This window comes from Mycolicibacterium sp. P4_G11 (genome assembly GCF_056555145.1).
Window position 1 is genome coordinate 312,977 of record NZ_JBFUJW010000004.1, and the last position, 16,844, is coordinate 329,820.

At 67.5% G+C, this 16,844-nt stretch carries 18 protein-coding genes and 1 tRNA gene; 12 read left to right on the top strand and 7 right to left on the bottom strand.

All coding sequences use genetic code 11. From position 1 onward, the window contains the following. Window positions 1-5 precede the first annotated feature (5 nt). Window positions 6-473 (top strand): Rrf2 family transcriptional regulator, encoded by a 468-nt coding sequence (locus tag AC1U2B_RS11050; RefSeq protein ID WP_043396964.1) that lies wholly within the window; start codon window positions 6-8, stop codon window positions 471-473. Between the two features lie 26 nt (window positions 474-499). On the opposite strand, the gene AC1U2B_RS11055 is transcribed toward AC1U2B_RS11050, so the two are convergent. After that, complete coding sequence (locus AC1U2B_RS11055; RefSeq protein WP_480216831.1) at window positions 500-1,003, bottom strand: TetR/AcrR family transcriptional regulator C-terminal domain-containing protein; 504 nt, start codon at window positions 1,001-1,003, stop codon at window positions 500-502. Window positions 1,004-1,198: 195 nt separating this feature from the next. Here AC1U2B_RS11055 and AC1U2B_RS11060 point away from each other — a divergent pair, with 195 nt between their 5' ends. Then, window positions 1,199-2,089, top strand: a complete 891-nt coding sequence (locus tag AC1U2B_RS11060) for an alpha/beta hydrolase (RefSeq protein ID WP_480216832.1) — start codon at window positions 1,199-1,201, stop codon at window positions 2,087-2,089. Beyond that, a complete protein-coding gene (locus AC1U2B_RS11065; RefSeq protein WP_480216833.1) occupies window positions 2,089-2,745 on the top strand; it encodes a maleylpyruvate isomerase family mycothiol-dependent enzyme in 657 nt (218 codons plus the stop codon). The genes AC1U2B_RS11060 and AC1U2B_RS11065 overlap by 1 nt, the downstream gene beginning before the upstream one ends. Here AC1U2B_RS11065 and AC1U2B_RS11070 read toward each other — a convergent pair. Continuing rightward, on the bottom strand, window positions 2,717-3,106 hold the full coding sequence (locus AC1U2B_RS11070) for a VOC family protein (protein ID WP_043396971.1): 390 nt from the start codon (window positions 3,104-3,106) through the stop codon (window positions 2,717-2,719). The genes AC1U2B_RS11065 and AC1U2B_RS11070 overlap by 29 nt on opposite strands. 75 nt (window positions 3,107-3,181) lie before the next feature. Here AC1U2B_RS11070 and AC1U2B_RS11075 point away from each other — a divergent pair, with 75 nt between their 5' ends. Together AC1U2B_RS11075 and AC1U2B_RS11080 are read left to right on the top strand one after the other, a co-directional pair. Then, window positions 3,182-4,195, top strand: a complete 1,014-nt coding sequence (locus AC1U2B_RS11075; RefSeq protein WP_480216834.1) for a nitronate monooxygenase — start codon at window positions 3,182-3,184, stop codon at window positions 4,193-4,195. Between the two features lie 20 nt (window positions 4,196-4,215). Then, window positions 4,216-4,713, top strand: coding sequence for a DUF4232 domain-containing protein (locus AC1U2B_RS11080; RefSeq protein WP_480216835.1), 498 nt, complete (start codon window positions 4,216-4,218; stop codon window positions 4,711-4,713). On the opposite strand, the gene AC1U2B_RS11085 is transcribed toward AC1U2B_RS11080, so the two are convergent. Genes AC1U2B_RS11085 through AC1U2B_RS11095 form a run of 3 tightly spaced genes read right to left on the bottom strand, consistent with a single transcriptional unit; the run spans window position 4,700 to window position 7,555 of the window. Then, a complete protein-coding gene (locus AC1U2B_RS11085; RefSeq protein WP_480216836.1) occupies window positions 4,700-5,590 on the bottom strand; it encodes a DUF4097 family beta strand repeat-containing protein in 891 nt (296 codons plus the stop codon). The genes AC1U2B_RS11080 and AC1U2B_RS11085 overlap by 14 nt on opposite strands. A 19-nt stretch (window positions 5,591-5,609) precedes the next feature. Then, entirely contained in the window at window positions 5,610-6,254 is a 645-nt protein-coding gene (locus tag AC1U2B_RS11090) for a response regulator transcription factor (protein ID WP_480216837.1), read from the bottom strand. Then, a complete protein-coding gene (locus AC1U2B_RS11095) occupies window positions 6,242-7,555 on the bottom strand; it encodes a sensor histidine kinase (protein ID WP_480216838.1) in 1,314 nt (437 codons plus the stop codon). The genes AC1U2B_RS11090 and AC1U2B_RS11095 overlap by 13 nt, the downstream gene beginning before the upstream one ends. A 138-nt stretch (window positions 7,556-7,693) precedes the next feature. On the opposite strand from AC1U2B_RS11095, the gene AC1U2B_RS11100 reads away from it, so the two are divergent. Then, entirely contained in the window at window positions 7,694-8,590 is an 897-nt protein-coding gene (locus tag AC1U2B_RS11100) for an LLM class flavin-dependent oxidoreductase (RefSeq protein WP_480216839.1), read from the top strand. Continuing rightward, window positions 8,587-9,834, top strand: coding sequence for an amidohydrolase (locus AC1U2B_RS11105; protein WP_480216840.1), 1,248 nt, complete (start codon window positions 8,587-8,589; stop codon window positions 9,832-9,834). The genes AC1U2B_RS11100 and AC1U2B_RS11105 overlap by 4 nt, the downstream gene beginning before the upstream one ends. Here AC1U2B_RS11105 and AC1U2B_RS11110 read toward each other — a convergent pair. After that, window positions 9,774-10,097 carry a hypothetical protein gene (locus AC1U2B_RS11110; protein ID WP_480216841.1) on the bottom strand — a complete coding sequence of 108 codons (324 nt, stop codon included), beginning with the start codon at window positions 10,095-10,097 and terminating at the stop codon, window positions 9,774-9,776. The two genes, AC1U2B_RS11105 and AC1U2B_RS11110, sit on opposite strands and share 61 nt — an antisense overlap. A 168-nt stretch (window positions 10,098-10,265) precedes the next feature. On the opposite strand from AC1U2B_RS11110, the gene AC1U2B_RS11115 reads away from it, so the two are divergent. Further along, the gene (locus AC1U2B_RS11115; RefSeq protein WP_480216842.1) at window positions 10,266-10,910 is read left to right on the top strand and encodes a DUF1942 domain-containing protein; all 645 of its coding nucleotides are present in this window, start codon (window positions 10,266-10,268) and stop codon (window positions 10,908-10,910) included. Window positions 10,911-11,184: 274 nt separating this feature from the next. Here AC1U2B_RS11115 and AC1U2B_RS11120 read toward each other — a convergent pair. Beyond that, window positions 11,185-11,257, bottom strand: a tRNA-Arg gene (locus AC1U2B_RS11120). A 157-nt stretch (window positions 11,258-11,414) separates the two neighbouring features. Between AC1U2B_RS11120 and argS the strand changes: the two genes are divergently transcribed. Genes argS through thrC form a run of 4 tightly spaced genes read left to right on the top strand, consistent with a single transcriptional unit; the run spans window position 11,415 to window position 16,841 of the window. Continuing rightward, on the top strand, window positions 11,415-13,067 hold the full coding sequence (argS, locus tag AC1U2B_RS11125) for an arginine--tRNA ligase (RefSeq protein WP_480216843.1): 1,653 nt from the start codon (window positions 11,415-11,417) through the stop codon (window positions 13,065-13,067). Continuing rightward, window positions 13,064-14,461: a diaminopimelate decarboxylase gene (gene lysA / locus AC1U2B_RS11130; RefSeq protein ID WP_480216844.1), complete on the top strand. Its 1,398-nt coding sequence runs from the start codon at window positions 13,064-13,066 to the stop codon at window positions 14,459-14,461. Before argS ends, lysA begins: the two co-directional genes overlap by 4 nt. Next, the gene (locus AC1U2B_RS11135) at window positions 14,458-15,777 is read left to right on the top strand and encodes a homoserine dehydrogenase (RefSeq protein ID WP_071285536.1); all 1,320 of its coding nucleotides are present in this window, start codon (window positions 14,458-14,460) and stop codon (window positions 15,775-15,777) included. The genes lysA and AC1U2B_RS11135 overlap by 4 nt, the downstream gene beginning before the upstream one ends. Then, on the top strand, window positions 15,774-16,841 hold the full coding sequence (thrC, locus tag AC1U2B_RS11140) for a threonine synthase (protein ID WP_480216845.1): 1,068 nt from the start codon (window positions 15,774-15,776) through the stop codon (window positions 16,839-16,841). Before AC1U2B_RS11135 ends, thrC begins: the two co-directional genes overlap by 4 nt. Window positions 16,842-16,844 lie beyond the last annotated feature (3 nt).

Consider the following 16,844-nt stretch of genomic DNA (forward strand, 5'->3'; position numbering starts at 1 on the left):
GGCTGATGCGGATGTCAGCCAAGGCGGAGTACGCCGTCCGCGCCATGGTCGAACTGGCCGCCGCCGACGCGGGTGTGCTGGTCAAAACCGACGACCTGGCCAAGGCGCAGGGCATCCCCGCGCAGTTCCTGGTCGACATCCTCACCAACCTGCGTACCGACCGTTTGGTGCGCAGCCACCGCGGCCGCGACGGCGGCTACGAGCTGGCCCGCCCGGCCGCGGACATCAGCATTGCCGACGTCCTGCGCTGCATCGACGGTCCGCTGGCGAGCGTGCGGGACATGGGGCTGGGGGACCTGCCGTACTCCGGACCGACGGCCTCGCTCACCGATGTGTGGCGGGCGCTGCGGGCCAGCATGCGTTCGGTGCTCGAACAAACCAGCCTGGCTGACGTGGCCACGGGCCACCTGCCCGACCACGTCAGCGCGCTGGCGGGGGACTACCGGACGCAGGAAGCCCGCCGCGGCCACTAGCCGGGGCTACTTCCCGCGAGCGTGCGCTAACTGCCCGCCGCGGCGATACCCGCGATCAGCATCCGTAGGCCGCCGTCGAAATCGTCCTCGACTGACACGGCGACGGCCACCTCGGACAGTGCGGTGATGTGCGGGTACTGGGCCCCCGCGGCCGACCCGATACGGGCTGCGGTTTCGGCGGCGTCGCCGGAAAAGGGACCGGCCAACTGCGCCTGCGCTGATCCCGTGACCAGCCCGAGTACCGCGTGAAAAGCCGACAGCCGGTCGGCGTCTGACAGCCCTGCGCGCCCCAACGCGCCGACCAGGGCGTCGGCAATGCCAAATCCTGTTGCCGAATTCATGCGCCGGGTCAGGACCAACGGGATGGCTGCGGGATGCGCCCGAACCCCGCGCCACATCGCGGACGCCGTCGCGTGCACGTCGGCCGCCCAGTCGTCAGTCGGTTCGGGGACGACGATGCCGGCCGCTACCGCGGCGACGACCAGTTCCTCCAGGCCTTCCTTGTCGGCGACGTAGTTGTACATCGTCATCGGACCGGTCCCGAGTGTGCTCGCTAGGCTTCGCATGCTCAGCGCCGACAATCCCGATTCATCGACGATTCGCAGTGCGGCCGAAGCGATTTCGTCCCTGGTGAACCGTGCGCGCATGAGCAACCCCTTGACAAGTACGTCGTACGTGTTGAAGTGTAGTTCATACGTACACCGTACTTATGTGAGGGAGTTGCCATGACATCAGCGATTTCAGTCGAGCGGTCGGACTTCGACAGCGGCGGTGACCGGTGCGCCGCCTGGCTCACGCTGCCGCCGACCCCTGGGCCGCACCCCGCCGTGGTGTTGGTGCACGGTCTCGGCGCCACCCGCGACATGATGCTGCCGCAATACGAACAGCACTTCGCCGCCGCGGGCATCGCCGTGCTGTCCTTCGACTACCGATTCACCGGAGCCTCCGGAGGTCAACCGCGGCAACGAATTTCGATCCCCGAACAGTGCCGTGACGTGGCCGCTGCCATCGACTTTCTACAGCGACACCCGCACGTGGATGCCGGCCGAATTGGTTTGTGGGGCACCAGCCTCGGCGGCATGAATGTGGTGCGGGTGGCCGGTAATCGCAGCGATATCGCCGCGGCGGTGGTGCAATGCCCGATCACCCACGGGCCGGCGGCGGCGCGCAGCGTGGGAATTGACGGAGCGCTACGGCTGACGCCGGCGATCGTCGAGGACGCGGTGCGCGCGGCATTCCGGCGCGGCCGTCGCTACGTGCCGATCGTCGGGCAGCCAGGTACCGATGCGATGGTGACAGTCGCCGGAGCGGAGGACGGGTGGCGCTCGACGGTGCCCGACGGAGCGGCCTTCGACAATCGAATGACGGCCGTCGACGCCGCGCTGTTGATCACGCGATCGGCGCTGCGCCACGCGGCACGGGTGCAGGCGCCACTGCTGGTGTGCGTCTGCGACGACGAGACGCTGATGGATCCGCGCTACGCCGAACTGGTGGCCCAACGCGCACCGCGGGGTATCGCCCGGCACTACGAATCCGACCACTTCGCGATCTATCACCCGCCGCTGGTGCGGCGAGTGCTCGACGATCAGGTCTCTTTTCTGAAGGAGCATCTGTGATGGGGTCGCGAGATGTATTGCGCGCCAACGATGAACGCTTCGCCGACGTCGCCGCCGGACTGACACCCGACGAATGGGCCGCGCCGAGCCTATGTACGGAGTGGAGCAATCGTGAGGTGTTGGGGCATCTGGTGGTCGGATGCAGTCATCCCGTCGGCACGTTCCTCGGCGCGCTGGTCCGGCACCGGAATTTCGATCGCGCCAACACCGCGATTGCCCGGGACGCGGCGCGAGACCGCAGCGCAGAAGCGCTCTTGACCGATTTCCGTGCAGTCAGTGCACGCCCGGAAGGAGTCGGTAGGTACTTTCCGGCGCGGCTCCTGCTGGGCGACCACATCACCCATGAGTTGGACATCCTGTTCGCCGTCGGCCGGGAACCGAACATCCCGCCGCACCTGCTGAATGCGGTGCTGGACACCCAGGTGGCCTTCCCCAACCCGTTCGTCCCGGCCTACCGCAACAGCCAGGACCTGCGGCTCGTCGCCGTCGACACCGGATGGCGCCACGGCAATGCCGGGCCGACCGTGGAGGGGACGGCCGCCGAGCTGATCTCGGTCCTGGGCAACCGGCCGAAGGTGTTGCCTCGGCTGCGGGGAGCAGGCGCCGAGATACTGGCCGACCGGCTGCTCAGCCGCCAGACCCGTACGGCCGGGTGATGATCTCCAGGTAGTGCCCACTGGGGTCCTGGAAGTAGACGCCCCGACCACCGTCGTTGTGATTGATCTCGCCGGGGTGCTGTGCCCGCGGGTCGGCCCAATGTTCCAGCCCGCGTTCACGAATCCGGCCGTAGATCGCGGTGAATTCGTCCTCGGACACCAGGAACGCGTAGTGCTGGGGCACAACGGCGGTGCCCTCCGGCATCTGGGCGAAATCGAGGCCCACGCCGTGGTTGAGTTCGACAGCGAGGAAATGCCCGGCTTCTTTCGCGGGCGGGAGGCCGAAGAGCTCGGTGAAGAAAGTGGCCGCGGCCGAGCGGTCAGTCGAGTGGACGATGGTGTGGTTGAAGGTGATGGCCATAGATCTCTGTTCTACCCCGTCGCGCGCGCCGCGTCACTGCCGGTGTGGGAGGTCCTGGCCTGTCATGATCTAGGCATGGCGTTCGACCTGCGAGAGCTGGCGGTTCCGGTCATCGTCGCGCCCATGGCCGGCGGACCGACGACGCCTGAGCTGGCAGCCGCCGGTTCGACGGCCGGCGGTCTGGGATTCGTGGCGGCCGGCTACCTGACCGCTGCGGCGCTCGCCGATCGCATCACCGCCGCCCGCGCACTGACCTCCGGCCCGCTCGGCGTGAATCTCTTTGCCTCACAGCCCAGTACCGCTCAGCCCGGCGAGATCGAGCGCTACGCAACCGACCTCGCCGGTGAAGTCACCCGCTATGGCGCCGCACTCGGCGATCCGAAATTCAACGACGACGACTGGGCCGCCAAGCTCGACGTCGTTGCCGACCTGCGGCCCGAGGTCGTGTCATTCACTTTCGGCGGGCCCACCGCCGGCGAATGCGCGCGGTTGCGGCAGGCCGGCATCACCACGGTCGCGACGGTCACGACACGGGCCGAAGCCGTGCAGGCCGTCGCCTCCGGTGTCGATGCACTCGCTGTTCAGGGACCTCTCGCCGGCGGCCATCGCGGCACCTACGACCCGCTGGCCACGCCCGCGACGCAGACACTCACCGAACTGCTGGCCGACGTGCTCGCCGCGACGACGGTGCCGGTGGTCGCGGCCGGCGGTCTGATGACGGCCGACGACGTCGCCGCCGTGATCGCGGCCGGTGCGGTGGCCGCACAGCTCGGCACGGCGTTTCTGCTCGCCGACGAGTCCGGCTCCAGCCCGGTGCACCGCGCCGCGCTCGTCGATCCGCGGTTCACCGAAACCGTTGTCACCAAGGCATTCTCGGGACGCTATGCGCGGGGCCTGCGTAACCGGTTCATCGACGAGCACGACGAGCGGGCGCCGCTGGCCTATCCGGAGGTGCACTACCTCACCAGCCCGGTGCGCAAGGCGGCCGTGGCGGCCGGCGATCCGGACGGCACAAATGTGTGGGCGGGCACCGGATTCCGCAAAATCCGGTCGGGGTCGGTCGCGGACATCATGGCCGGGCTGGTGTGAACCTCGTGAAAGGAGCCGGCATGCGAACCGTTGTGGCGATCCCGTTGGCGGTGGCCTGTGCCTGGCCGATCACTGTCGCTCATGCCGACCCCCTTCAGGTGCCGCGTTGTGCCAGTACGCAATTGACGCCGAGTCTCGGCCCGCCCGACGGTGCCGCCGGCACCACGTTCTACCCGGTGATCCTGAAGAACTCCGGTGACGCCCCGTGCAGCATGTCGGGCTATCCGGCGGTGTCGTTCATCGCAGGCTCGGACAATCATCTGGTCGGGGTGGCCGCCAGCCAGGAAGCGGAAACCACCATCGGCGTCGTGGTGATCGAGCCCGGCCAGGCCACGTCGGCGAACCTGGGCATCGTCAACGCGGGCAACTTCCCCGCCGACTGTAATGCTGTGCCGGTCAGCGGTTTACAGGTCAACCTGCCGGGTGAGACCGATCCGATCATCGTCGGCCACGCCGATACCGCCTGTGCCAGTACGGCATACCCGACGTTGCGAGTGGGGCCGTTCACCGGCGCGTAGTGACGGCGACGCTGCCCTCGGGGGCGCGTGCGGTGATCTGGGCAACCGCGCGAGACGCATCACTGGTCTGAGGAACTCGCACTTTCGCTTCATCGCCGGCCTCTGCCCGAACCAGGTACGGCCCACCCGGCGGCAGGGTGATGTCGACGTCAGAACTCTGTGTGGTGATGTCCACGGTGCGCGGGGCGATCTCCTTGAAGTCCACGGCGATGTGGCCGTCGGTGGAGTCGGCGATGAAGGCGTCACTGACCACGATCGGGTCGCGGGTCTGCACATCGGCGCTCTGCGTGTGGATTTCGATCCGGCGGGCGTTGCCACCGAGCACCACGGCGCCGTCGGTATTGTGCACCGTGAGCTGATCCAGGTCGGTCTGGCTCAGCATCACGCCAACCTGTTGTTTGGTGGTGACCGAAAGCCGGTGTGCGACATCGGGCGGCAGCGTCACCATGATCTCCCCGGGCGGGCCGAAGTCCAACAGCGGGGACGGCTCACCGGTGACCGTCAGGCTGACGGCGCCGCCATTGCGCGTGACCTTCAAGGCCTGTCCGTCGTCTCGCGATGTATTGAGCAGGCGCATCCGGACCCGCGGCTCGCGGACATTGCGGTCGTTGGTGATCCGGATGGCGGTCGGCATCTCACCGGTGTCGATGGTCAGGGAGTTGAAGTCGGCCGGCAGGGTCTCGGTTTCGGCGGCGACGCGCACCGAGCTGATGCCCCAGGCCAATCCGCCGATCCCGGCGACGCCCGACAGCGTCACCACGACGGCGGTCACCACCAGCAGCGACCGGATCGCCGAACGCCCGCCCGGTGACAGCGACGGCGGGCCGGCTGGCTCGGCCGGGCCGGCAAGGATGTCGGTATCCAGATTCGAAGTCATGGAAAGTCCTTTTCTCTCTTCAGGATTCGAGGTAGCGCAAGACTGCGAGGACGCGGCGGTTCTCGCTGTCGTCGGGGGTCAGGTCCAGCTTGGCGAAGATCGACGCGATGTGTTTCTCCGCGGAGCCGATCGAGATGTGCAGCAGCCCGGCGATGGCCGAATTGGTCTTGCCTTCGGCCATCAGCTGCATCACCTCCTGCTCGCGCGGGGTGAGCACGGCCAACGTGGAGCGGCGGTGCGTGCGCACCAGGATTTGCGACACCACTTCCGGGTCCAGGACGGTGCCGCCCGTGCCCACTGTCGTGACGGCGTCCAGGAACGCCGGGACGTCGGCGACCCGGTCCTTCAACAGATAACCGAAACCCCTTGTGTCCGAAGTGATCAGGTCGGCTGCGTACCGTTCTTCGACGTAGTGCGACAGCACCAGCACCGGTGACTCGGGATTCTGGCTGCGGAGCAGGGCGGCGGCGCGGATGCCCTCGTCGGTGAAGGTCGGTGGCATCCGGACATCGACGATGACGAGGTCGGGCTGGTGCTCGTTGACGGCACGCAACAGCTCCGTGGCGTCGGGTACCCCGGCCAGTACGTCGTGGCCGGCGTCGATCAGGATGCGCTCGATTCCCGCGCGCAGCAGAGCCGAATCCTCGGCGATCACAATGCGCATGGCAGCACCGCCGTGACGGTCGTCGTTCCGGTTTCGGGGCTCGAGACAGCGAAGGTGCCCCGCGCCGCGCGTACCCGCTCGCCGAGCCCGCGCAGGCCCGTCGTGTCGTCACCGGTGGTTTGGGCCCCGCCGATCCCGTCGTCGAATATCGAGATGTGCAACTGGTTGGTGGGCTCGTGGTAGCGCACCGACACCACGGCATGGGTGGCCTGGGCGTGCTTGGCGATGTTGGTCAACGACTCGGCGACGACGAAGTACGCGCACGACTCGACCTCATCGGAAAAGCGTTTCGGCAATTGCAGTTCCAGCGTCACCGGCACCCCGGCAGTTTCGGTGCGCTGCACCACCGCCGACAGTGCGGCGTCCAGGCCGCGGTCGGCCAGGATCGTCGGCGCGATGCCGCGCACCACATTTCGTAGTTCGAGGAGCGCGGCCTTGGCGTCGTCGTGCGCTTCGGCGATCAGCTTGCGGGCCTCGGGCAGGTCCGTGTCGAGCTTGGTCTGCGCCAGCCCAATCGTCATGGCCAGCGACACGAGCCGGGGCTGCACGCTGTCATGCAAGTCGCGTTCGATGCGGTGCCGTTCGGTGGACGCCGAGGAGACCGCGCCGCGGCGGGCCTGGTGCAGGGCGGTGACCTCGTGCTGCAGTGCCGCGGTCGGCGAGGCCGGCAGCAGCCACCGATCGATGACGGCGTCCACCCTCGGGCCGAACACCAGGATGGCTCCGGCGGCCGCCAGCGCGATGACGGCCAGCAGCCAGGACAACGGCGGCGAGATGAAGCTCAACCCGGCGGCCGGGTCGCTGTTGTGGATGGCGGTCGCGGCGGCAGGTCCGATCAGCGCGAAGGCCAGCAGGGTGAACGCCAACCCGACCGCGAAGATGTCGAAAGCCATGCGCAGGTAGCTGTGCGCCAACACCTTCCAGAATCGGCCGCTGCTCACGTCCAGCCAGAGCTGATGCGCCCATCCTTGAAAACCGGTGTAGGGCGTCATCTTTCGGTACGGAACGGCGATGCCGAAGCCGAAGATGGCTTCGCTGCGCACCCGCTCCACCCGGTCGGTGGCACGGACGGCGTAGACGAACACCACCCCACCGAACACGGTCCCGATCACCGAGGGAATCGAGCTGACAGTGAGGACCATCAGAGTCAGCGGAATCCAGAACCAGATCATGCCGGTCACGGCGCCGATGATCATCGACGCGGTCGGGACGATGCCGAGGTCTGGTGCGCGCCGCGCTGGCGGTGCCGTCGTCGGATTTGTCGGCTCGGCCGAAGCGGTGCCAGTAGCTGTTGCAACCATGCCTCCAACCTAGGCACTGGCGGTGCCTGGCGACACGGCGTTTTCCCGCGATTGAGCTGGGGGTAAACCCCCACTCGACTCGCCAACTCGGACCGCGCGCTGGACGCGCGTGCCAGAATCGGCTGTGTGCAGATCGGGATGACGATGCCAGTGATGGAGTCCAACCTCGACGCGGCCACGCTGACGGCGTGGGCTCGCGTGATCGACGGAGGGCCGTTCTCGTCCTTGTGCTGGGGTGAGCGCATCGCCTTCGACAACCCGGATTCACTGACCCTGCTCGGCGCACTCGCGGCCTGGACGGACCGGGTGCGCCTGGTTACCACCGTGATCGTCCCGCAGTTGCACGATCCGGTGATGCTGGCCAAAGCGCTTGCCACCGGCGACTTGCTCAGCGGCGGACGGCTCACCGTCGGGATCGGTGTCGGGGGCCGACACGAGGACTACAACGCCGTCGGCGCCGACCCCCAGACTCAGACGATGCGCGGCATGGCCGAGCGTGTCGCGCTGATGAAGCGGGTTTGGGCGGGGGAGAAGCTCACCGACTCGGTGCTGCCCGTTGGTCCCCAGCCGGTGCAGCCCGGTGGCCCGCAGCTATTGGTGGGCACCATCGGGCCGAAAACCATACGCAGTGCGGCGAATTGGGCCGACGGGATGGCGGGCACGACGCTGGACCTCAGCGTGGAGCGCGAGAGCGAATTGTTCGACGTCGCCCGCGCGGCGTGGGCCGAGGCGGGAAAACCCAAGCCGCACTTGGCCACCTCGTTCTGGTTCGCCCTCGGTGACAAGGACACCGCGCGTGACCAGGTGCACCGCCACCTGCGCCGGTACATGAACTGGATTCCCGAGGAATACGTCGACGCGATGGCGCCCACCACGGGCTGGGCCGGCACCGAAGACGAATTGCTCGACGTGCTGCAGAAATTCGATGACATCGGCGCCGACGAGGTGCATCTGATTCCCACCAGTTCGGACATCGACCAGCTGCGCAGGGTGGCCGACGTGGTCAAGGACTTCACCGGAGAGGCATCGCTATGAGCCGTGCGACGGAGGTGCTGGCCGGCTTGCCCACGGTGCGGGCCTGGCAGGAAGACCTGTACCGCGATCTGCATGAGCACCCGGAGTTGTCACACCAGGAGCATCGCACCGCAAAACTGGTGTCGGACAGGCTCAATGAGCTCGGCTACCAGGTGACCGAGGGCGTCGGCGGCACCGGCGTGGTGGGCATCCTGCGCAATGGCGACGGCGCGTCGGTGCTGATGCGCGCCGACATGGACGCGCTGCCCGTCGCCGAGGCCACCGGGCTGCCCTACGCCAGCACGGTGCGCGCCACCGACGCCGCAGGCAAGGACGTCCCCGTCATGCACGCGTGCGGTCACGACACCCACGTCACCTGCCTGTTGGGCGCAGCCGCGCTGCTGGCCGACGGGCGAGATCACTGGCAGGGCACGGCGATTGCGTTGTTCCAGCCGGCAGAAGAACTCGGCGGCGGTGCCGCCGGCATGGTCGCCGACGGGCTGGCGGACATCGTCGGCAAGGTCGACGTGGCGCTGGGCCAGCATGTCGCCCCCGCCCCGGCCGGATGCGTCGGCACTTGCAGCGGCCCGATACTCGCCGCGGCCGACAGCATCCGCGTCACGGTGTACGGGCGCGGGGGCCACGGGTCCATGCCGAACGCCACCATCGATCCCGTGGTGCTGGCCGCCATGATCGTGATCCGGCTGCAGACCATCGTGTCCCGCGAGGTGGCGCCCACCGACACCGTCGTCCTCACCGTCGGCAGCATTCATTCGGGAACCAAGAGCAACATCATCGGTGACCGCGCGGTGCTGGAACTGAACCTGCGCACCTACGACGCCGCCGTCCGCACCGCTGTCATCGCCGCGATCAAGCGCATCGTCATCGCCGAATGCCAGGCCTCGGATTCACCGAAGGAGCCGGAATTCGACTTCTACGACCAGTTTCCGGTCACCGACAACGATGAGGCCGTCACGACCCGCGCCCACGACGCCTTCGTCGAGCACTTCGGCGACCGCGCGCTGACCGTCCCGCCGGCGGCCGCCAGTGAGGACTTCAGTGACATCCCGCGGGCCCTCGGCGTGCCGTACACGTACTGGATGTTCGGCGGTATCGATGCAGCCGAGTTCACTCGTGCGGCCGAAGCCGGCCGGATCAGCCAGGACATCCCGGTGAACCACTCGCCGACATTCGGCCCGGTGATTCAGCCGACGCTGGACACCGGCACCGAGGCGCTCGTGGTGGCCGCGCTGTCCTGGTTGTAGTCCTTTGGCCGGTAGGCGATTTCGAAGACGCACGCGGCCAGCACACAGAGGGCGATGGCTTCGACCATCTGGATGATCAGCATCGTCCACGTCGTGTGTGCGACGGCGACGAAGAACTGCATGTTGGGGATGACGACGAACAGACCGCAGCCGAGACAGCGGCGGGAACTGCAGCGGGCCGCCGTCGGGTCAAATTCGTGACGCTCGATGCCATGGAAGCCGCTGCACGAGGCTAGGCGGGGTGCCTCCGAACGCTCTCTCAAAGGTCAAGAGCAGCAGCGTATTTAGTGGTTTCCAGAGTCGATTGGCCTCGGCGATCGGTATGCGGCCTGGTCTATCCCCATCGATATTGCCGAAGTTGCGTTTAGACAGTGGTGTGGCGGGGTAACCTCCGCCTTGAAAACTGCCTCGTTGTGGGAACGGGAGTAACCGTGAAGATCAAACTTGTGGCGCCCGTTGGCATCGCCGCGATCGTGTTCGGCATGGCCGGCGTAACCGCGGGCACCGCCTCGGCGGCCAACAACATCAAGCCATTCGGCCAACAGGAGACGCTGAACGAGATCGGCTACACGGTCAAGGGCCTGAAGCCGAGTTCGGACCCCGTGCCCCACAACGGCCAGCTCTACTCAGCGACCGTGACAGTCGAAGGCCTCGGCGGCTGGGCCAACCCGATCGTCGGCTTCTTCAACGCCCGCGCCGAGAGCGGGGCGAACTACCGGGTCATCGGGGGCGGGGTCGGGTCGGCACCGCCTGGAGGGACGACGACCGGCAAGCTCTACTTCGACGTCGTCGGCGACGTGCCGAACAGCGTCGTCTACAACGACGGCATGCAGGACCTGCTGGTCTGGGTGCCTCGCGGTCCGGTAGGCGGCGTATCGGAAGAGGAGTCGGACACCCCAGTCGGGACCAGCGAGATCATCAGCACGCCACCGGCCGAGAGCGCGCCGGCGCCTGCTGAGGGAACTCCGACGGGCGGCAATCTATTCACCCCTGAAGTCCTCGCTCCGCCGCCCTTCGAGCTCTCGGAATCGGACGTGGCTTCACCGGGCTACAACTCCGGCAGCGGCCGTCGCTGAGCGATCTTTGATTGCTCAGCCCGGGCACCACGTGTGCGGCGGCAACGGGCCGGCCTGGGCGGGAGCTGCCGGCGCCATGCCGCTGGTCGTTAAAGCGGCGGCTGCCAATGCTGCGATTCGCCGGTTCATGATCTGATCCGTCCTCGTGCGTGTTGGTGAGGACAGACGGCGCCGGACCGCTTGGGGATTTCTTGGGGCGACGTCGACGACAGAGGCCTGATCAGCGGTCGTTACGTGGAAATTTGTGCGGGATAGCAGCGCACTGGCTGGAAAGTGCCCCCGGCAGGATTCGAACCTGCGGCCTTCTGCTCCGGAGGCAGACGCTCTATCCCCTGAGCTACGGGGGCGCTTGATGCTGGCAAGCCAGCGGCGCCGTTGGGCGATCACAGACTAGCGCATCGGCGGCCTGGCTCCCGAATCGGCGTCAACCGCTGGGGGACGGTGCGTCAACCAGCGGACGACCGATGACAAGCGTGAGCAGCTCAGCCCATAGGATGGACCCCCGTGACCCCCGCCGATCTGGCTGAACTGCTAAAGAACACCGCCGCCGCGGTCCTGGTCGAACACGGCCTGGACATTGCCGCGCTGCCCGAAACAGTGGTCATCGAGCGTCCGCGCAACCCTGAGCACGGCGATTACGCCACCAACCTGGCGCTGCAGCTGGGCAAGAAGGTCGGCGTCAACCCGCGTCAGCTGGGCGAATGGCTGGCCGAGGCGCTGATCAACGCTGACGGCATCGCCGACGCCAGCATCGCCGGTCCGGGCTTCGTGAACCTGCGCATCGAGGCCTCCGCGCAGAGCGTCGTCGTCCTCAACGTGCTGGGCGGCGGGGCGAGCTACGGCACGTCCGAGGAGCTCAAGGGCCGCCACATCAACCTGGAGTTCGTCTCGGCCAACCCGACCGGGCCCATCCACATCGGTGGCACCCGCTGGGCCGCCGTCGGCGACGCGCTGGGCCGCCTGCTGGCCACGCAGGACGCCACCGTCGTCCGCGAGTACTACTTCAACGACCACGGCGGGCAGATCGACCGGTTCGCCCGCTCGCTGGTCGCGGCCGCCAAGGGCGAGCCGGCCCCGGAGGACGGCTACGGCGGCGACTACATCAAGGACATCGCCGCCGATGTGGTGACCAAGCGGCCCGACGCGTTGGAGCTGCCGGCCGACGAGTGCCAGGAAGTCTTCCGCGAGGTCGGCGTGGATCTGATGTTCGGTCAGATCAAGCAGTCGCTGCACGATTTCGGCACCGACTTCGACGTCTATACCCACGAAGACTCGATGCACACCTCGGGCCGGGTGCAGCAGGCCATCGACAAGCTGCGCGACAACGGCTCCATCTACGAGCAGGACGGCGCAATCTGGTTGCGCACCACCGACTTCGGTGACGACAAGGATCGCGTCGTCATCAAGAGTGACGGCAACCCGGCGTACGTCGCCGGCGATATCGCGTACTACCTGGACAAGCGCCAGCGTGGGTTCGACCTGTGCATCTACATGCTCGGTGCCGACCACCACGGCTACATCGGCCGCCTGAAGGCCGTCGCGGCCGCGCTGGGTGAGGACCCGGCCACCGTCGAGGTGCTGATCGGCCAGATGGTCAACCTGGTCAAGGACGGCCAGCCGATGCGCATGAGCAAGCGCGCCGGCACCGTTATCACCCTGGAAGACCTGGTCGACGCCATTGGCGTAGACGCGGCCCGCTACGTGCTGATCCGGTCGTCGGTGAACAGCCCCATCGATATCGACTTGGGCCTGTGGGCCAGTGCCTCCAACGAAAACCCGGTCTACTACGTGCAATACGCGCACGCACGGCTGTCGGCCCTGGCGCGTAACGCCGCCGACCTCGGCCTGGGGCTGGACCTCGGTCACCTCGACCTGCTCGACCACGACCGTGAAGCCACCCTGATGCGCACCATCGGCGAGTTCCCGCGGGTGCTCAAAACCGCTGCGTCCCTTCGGGAACCGCACCGCGTGTGCCGGTACCTCGAAGACCTGGCCGGTGACTACCACCGGTTCTACGACTCCTGTCGCGTGCTGCCCATGGGCGACGAAGAGCACAGCGACCTGCACCGGGCGCGGCTCGCGCTGTGCGCGGCGACCCGCCAGGTCATCGCCAATGGTCTGCACATCCTCGGTGTCAGCGCTCCGGAGCGGATGTGAGCGGGCAGCCGACCGGCAACACTGTGCCGGAGAAGCCACGGTCCGCCGACGAGGTCAACTTGCTGGCTTCGAATGTCTGGCCGCGCAACCTCGTTCGGGGTGCCGATGGCCAGGTCAGCGTTGCCGGCGTTACCGTCGGTGAACTGGCGAAGCAGTTCGGCACGCCGCTGTTCGTCATCGACGAGGACGACTTCCGGTCCCGTTGTCGCGAGATCGCTGACGCCTTCGGTGGCGGCGAGCACGTGCACTACGCCGGAAAAGCGTTCCTGTGCGCAGAGATTGCCCGCTGGGTCGCGCAGGAAGGCCTGTGCCTCGACGTGGCCACCGGCGGCGAGCTCGCCGTGGCGCTGCACGCCGACTTCCCGGCCGAGCGAATCACCGTGCACGGCAACAACAAATCGGTTCCTGAGCTGACCGCCGCGGTCAAGGCCGGCGTCGGGCACATCGTGCTGGACTCCGAGATCGAGATCGAACGCCTGGAGGCCATCGCCGGTGCGGCGGGCGTCGTCCAGGACGTCCTGGTCCGCGTGACGCCCGGTGTCGAGGCGCACACCCACGAGTTCATCTCCACCGCCCACGAGGACCAGAAGTTCGGTCTCTCGCTGGCCAGCGGCGCGGCGATGGATGCGGTGCGCAAGGTCTTCGCCACCGACAACCTGCGCCTGGTCGGCCTGCACTGCCACGTCGGCTCGCAGATCTTCGATGTGGCCGGATTCGAGATCGCGGCCCACCGCGTCATCGGCCTGCTGCGCGACGTGGTCGCCGAATTCGGCGTCGAGAAGACCGCGCAGATGTCCGTCATGGATCTCGGTGGGGGACTGGGTATCTCGTACCTGCCCAGCGACGACCCGCCGCCCATGAAGGAACTCGCCGACAAGCTCAAGGCCATCGTCAAGGCCGAGTCCGCGGCCGTCGGGCTGCCCACGCCCAAGCTGGTCGTGGAGCCTGGCCGCGCCATTGCCGGCCCGGGCACCATCACGCTGTACGAAGTCGGCACCGTGAAAGACGTTGCCGTTTCGGCCGACAAGTACCGGCGCTACGTCAGCGTCGACGGCGGCATGAGCGACAACATCCGGCCGTCGCTGTACGACGCCCAGTACGACGCCCGGTTGGTGTCGCGTATCAGCGACGCCCCCGCGGTCCTCGCGCGGATCGTCGGAAAGCACTGCGAGAGTGGCGACATCATCGTCCGGGACACCTGGGTGTCCGACGATGTGGGGCCCGGTGACCTGTTGGCAGTCGCCGCCACCGGCGCCTACTGCTACTCGATGTCCAGCCGGTACAACCTGCTGACCCGTCCCGCCGTCGTCGCGGTGAAGGACGGCAACGCACGGCTGATCCTGCGTCGGGAGACCGTCGAAGACCTGTTGAGCCTGGAGGTGAGTGGTCAATGAGTGAAAAGCCAATCGGCGTAGCAGTTCTCGGACTCGGGAACGTCGGGACCGAGGTGGTCCGGATCATCGAGAACAGCGCCGACGACCTGGCCGCTCGCATCGGTGCGCCCCTGGAGCTGCGCGGCGTCGGCGTCCGCAAGGTGGCCAAGGGCCGCGGCGTCTCGGTCGACCTGCTCACCGACGACATCGAGGCGCTGGTTTCGCGTGACGACGTCGACATCGTCATCGAGCTCATGGGTCCCGTCGAGCCGGCCCGCAAGGCCATCATGGCCGCGCTGGAGCAGGGCAAGTCCGTGGTCACCGCAAACAAGGCGCTGATGGCCCAGTCCACTGGCGAACTCGCTCAGGCCGCCGAAAAGGCGCGCGTGGACCTGTATTTCGAGGCGGCCGTGGCCGGTGCGATCCCGGTGATCCGTCCGCTCACGCAGTCGCTCGCGGGTGACGTGGTGCTGCGGGTAGCCGGCATCGTCAACGGCACCACCAACTACATCCTGTCGGCGATGAGCGAAACCGGCGCCGATTACGCCGACGCGCTGGCCGAAGCCGGTGTGCTGGGCTACGCCGAAGCCGACCCGACCGCTGACGTCGAGGGCTACGACGCCGCTGCCAAGGCCGCGATCCTGGCTTCCATCGCGTTCCACACCCGCGTCACCGCCGACGATGTCTACCGCGAGGGCATGACCAAGGTCAGCGCCGCCGACTTCGAGTCCGCCAAGGCGCTGGGCTGCACCATCAAGCTGCTCGCGATCTGTGAGCGCCTGACCACCGGTAAAGGCAAGCAACGGGTTTCGGCCCGCGTCTACCCGGCGCTGGTGCCGCTGGACCACCCGCTGGCCTCGGTCAACGGCGCGTTCAACGCGGTCTTCGTTGAGGCAGAGGCTGCCGGCGAGCTGATGTTCTACGGCCGCGGCGCCGGCGGCGCTCCGACTGCGTCGGCCGTCATGGGCGACGTCGTCATGGCTGCGCGTAACCGCGTGCAGGGTGGCCGTGGTCCGCGGGAATCCAAGTACGCCAAGCTGCCCATCGCATCGATCGGCGCCATCGAAACCCGCTACTACGTCAGCATGAACGTCGCGGACAAGCCCGGTGTGTTGTCTTCTGTCGCAGCCGAATTCGGCAAGCGCGAGGTCAGCATCGCCGAGGTCCGCCAGGAGGGCATGGAGGACGAGTCCGGCCAGCGCAGCGGCGCCCGGATCGTCGTCGTCACCCACCGGGCCACCGATGAGGCGCTGTCGGAAACCGTTGCGGCCCTCGCAGATCACGAAGCAGTACAGAGCATCAACAGTGTGCTGCGCATGGAAGGAACGAGTAAATGAGCGTGCACAAGCCGTGGCCCGGCCTGATCGAGGCCTACCGGGATCGTCTGCCCGGCACCGAGAACTGGACGCCGGTCACCCTGCTCGAGGGTGGCACCCCGCTGATCCACGCCAAGCGGATCAGTGAACTGACCGGCTGCACAGTGCATTTGAAGGTCGAGGGCCTCAACCCGACCGGTTCGTTCAAGGACCGCGGCATGACCATGGCCGTCAGCGACGCCGTGGCGAAGGGCCAGAAGGCGGTGCTGTGCGCGTCCACCGGCAACACCTCGGCCTCGGCGGCCGCCTACGCCGCGCGTGCCGGCATCACCTGCGCGGTGCTGATCCCGCAGGGCAAGATCGCCATGGGCAAGCTTGCGCAGGCAGTCATGCACGGCGCCAAGATCATTCAGGTCGACGGCAACTTCGACGACTGTCTGGAGCTGGCCCGCAAGCTGACCGCCGACTACCCGACCATCGCCCTGGTCAACTCCGTCAACCCGGTCCGCATCGAGGGCCAGAAGACGGCGGCGTTCGAGATCGTCGACGCCCTCGGCATCGCTCCCGACGTGCACTCGCTGCCCGTCGGCAACGCCGGCAACATCACCGCCTACTGGCGCGGCTACAGCGAGTACCACCGGGACGGCGTCTCCGACCGGCTGCCCCGCATGCTCGGCACGCAGGCTGCCGGTGCGGCGCCGCTGGTGCTCGGCGAGCCCGTCAAGAACCCCGAGACCATCGCGACCGCGATCCGAATCGGTTCTCCGGCTTCGTGGGACGGCGCCGTCGCGGCCAAGGAGCAGTCGGACGGTCGCTTCCTCGCTGCCACCGACGAAGAGATCCTGGCCGCCTATCACCTGGTCGCCAAGGCTGAAGGCGTGTTCGTCGAGCCGGCGTCGGCCGCCAGCATCGCGGGCCTGCTCAAGTCCATCGAGGACGGCTGGGTCAAGCCCGGCTCGACCGTGGTCTGCACCGTCACCGGCAACGGCCTCAAGGATCCCGATACCGCACTCAAGGGCATCCCCGAGGTCAAGGCCATCCCGGTCGATCCGACCGCCGTGGTCGAACAGCTCGGACTGGTCTGACGC

Bases quoted from the DNA above. Each gene is read 5' to 3' on its own strand.
- thrC (WP_480216845.1), top strand. From the start codon at position 15,774: ATGAGCGTGCACAAGCCGTGGCCCGGCCTGATCGAGGCCTACCGGGAT.
- AC1U2B_RS11065 (WP_480216833.1), top strand. From the start codon at position 2,089: ATGGGGTCGCGAGATGTATTGCGCGCCAACGATGAACGCTTCGCCGAC.
- AC1U2B_RS11085 (WP_480216836.1), bottom strand. From the start codon at position 5,590: ATGACTTCGAATCTGGATACCGACATCCTTGCCGGCCCGGCCGAGCCA.
- AC1U2B_RS11100 (WP_480216839.1), top strand. From the start codon at position 7,694: ATGACGATGCCAGTGATGGAGTCCAACCTCGACGCGGCCACGCTGACG.
- AC1U2B_RS11055 (WP_480216831.1), bottom strand. From the start codon at position 1,003: ATGACGATGTACAACTACGTCGCCGACAAGGAAGGCCTGGAGGAACTG.
- AC1U2B_RS11070 (WP_043396971.1), bottom strand. From the start codon at position 3,106: ATGGCCATCACCTTCAACCACACCATCGTCCACTCGACTGACCGCTCG.
- AC1U2B_RS11105 (WP_480216840.1), top strand. From the start codon at position 8,587: ATGAGCCGTGCGACGGAGGTGCTGGCCGGCTTGCCCACGGTGCGGGCC.
- AC1U2B_RS11060 (WP_480216832.1), top strand. From the start codon at position 1,199: ATGACATCAGCGATTTCAGTCGAGCGGTCGGACTTCGACAGCGGCGGT.
- AC1U2B_RS11095 (WP_480216838.1), bottom strand. From the start codon at position 7,555: ATGGTTGCAACAGCTACTGGCACCGCTTCGGCCGAGCCGACAAATCCG.
- AC1U2B_RS11090 (WP_480216837.1), bottom strand. From the start codon at position 6,254: ATGCGCATTGTGATCGCCGAGGATTCGGCTCTGCTGCGCGCGGGAATC.
- AC1U2B_RS11050 (WP_043396964.1), top strand. From the start codon at position 6: ATGCGGATGTCAGCCAAGGCGGAGTACGCCGTCCGCGCCATGGTCGAA.
- AC1U2B_RS11080 (WP_480216835.1), top strand. From the start codon at position 4,216: ATGCGAACCGTTGTGGCGATCCCGTTGGCGGTGGCCTGTGCCTGGCCG.
- AC1U2B_RS11075 (WP_480216834.1), top strand. From the start codon at position 3,182: ATGGCGTTCGACCTGCGAGAGCTGGCGGTTCCGGTCATCGTCGCGCCC.
- AC1U2B_RS11135 (WP_071285536.1), top strand. From the start codon at position 14,458: ATGAGTGAAAAGCCAATCGGCGTAGCAGTTCTCGGACTCGGGAACGTC.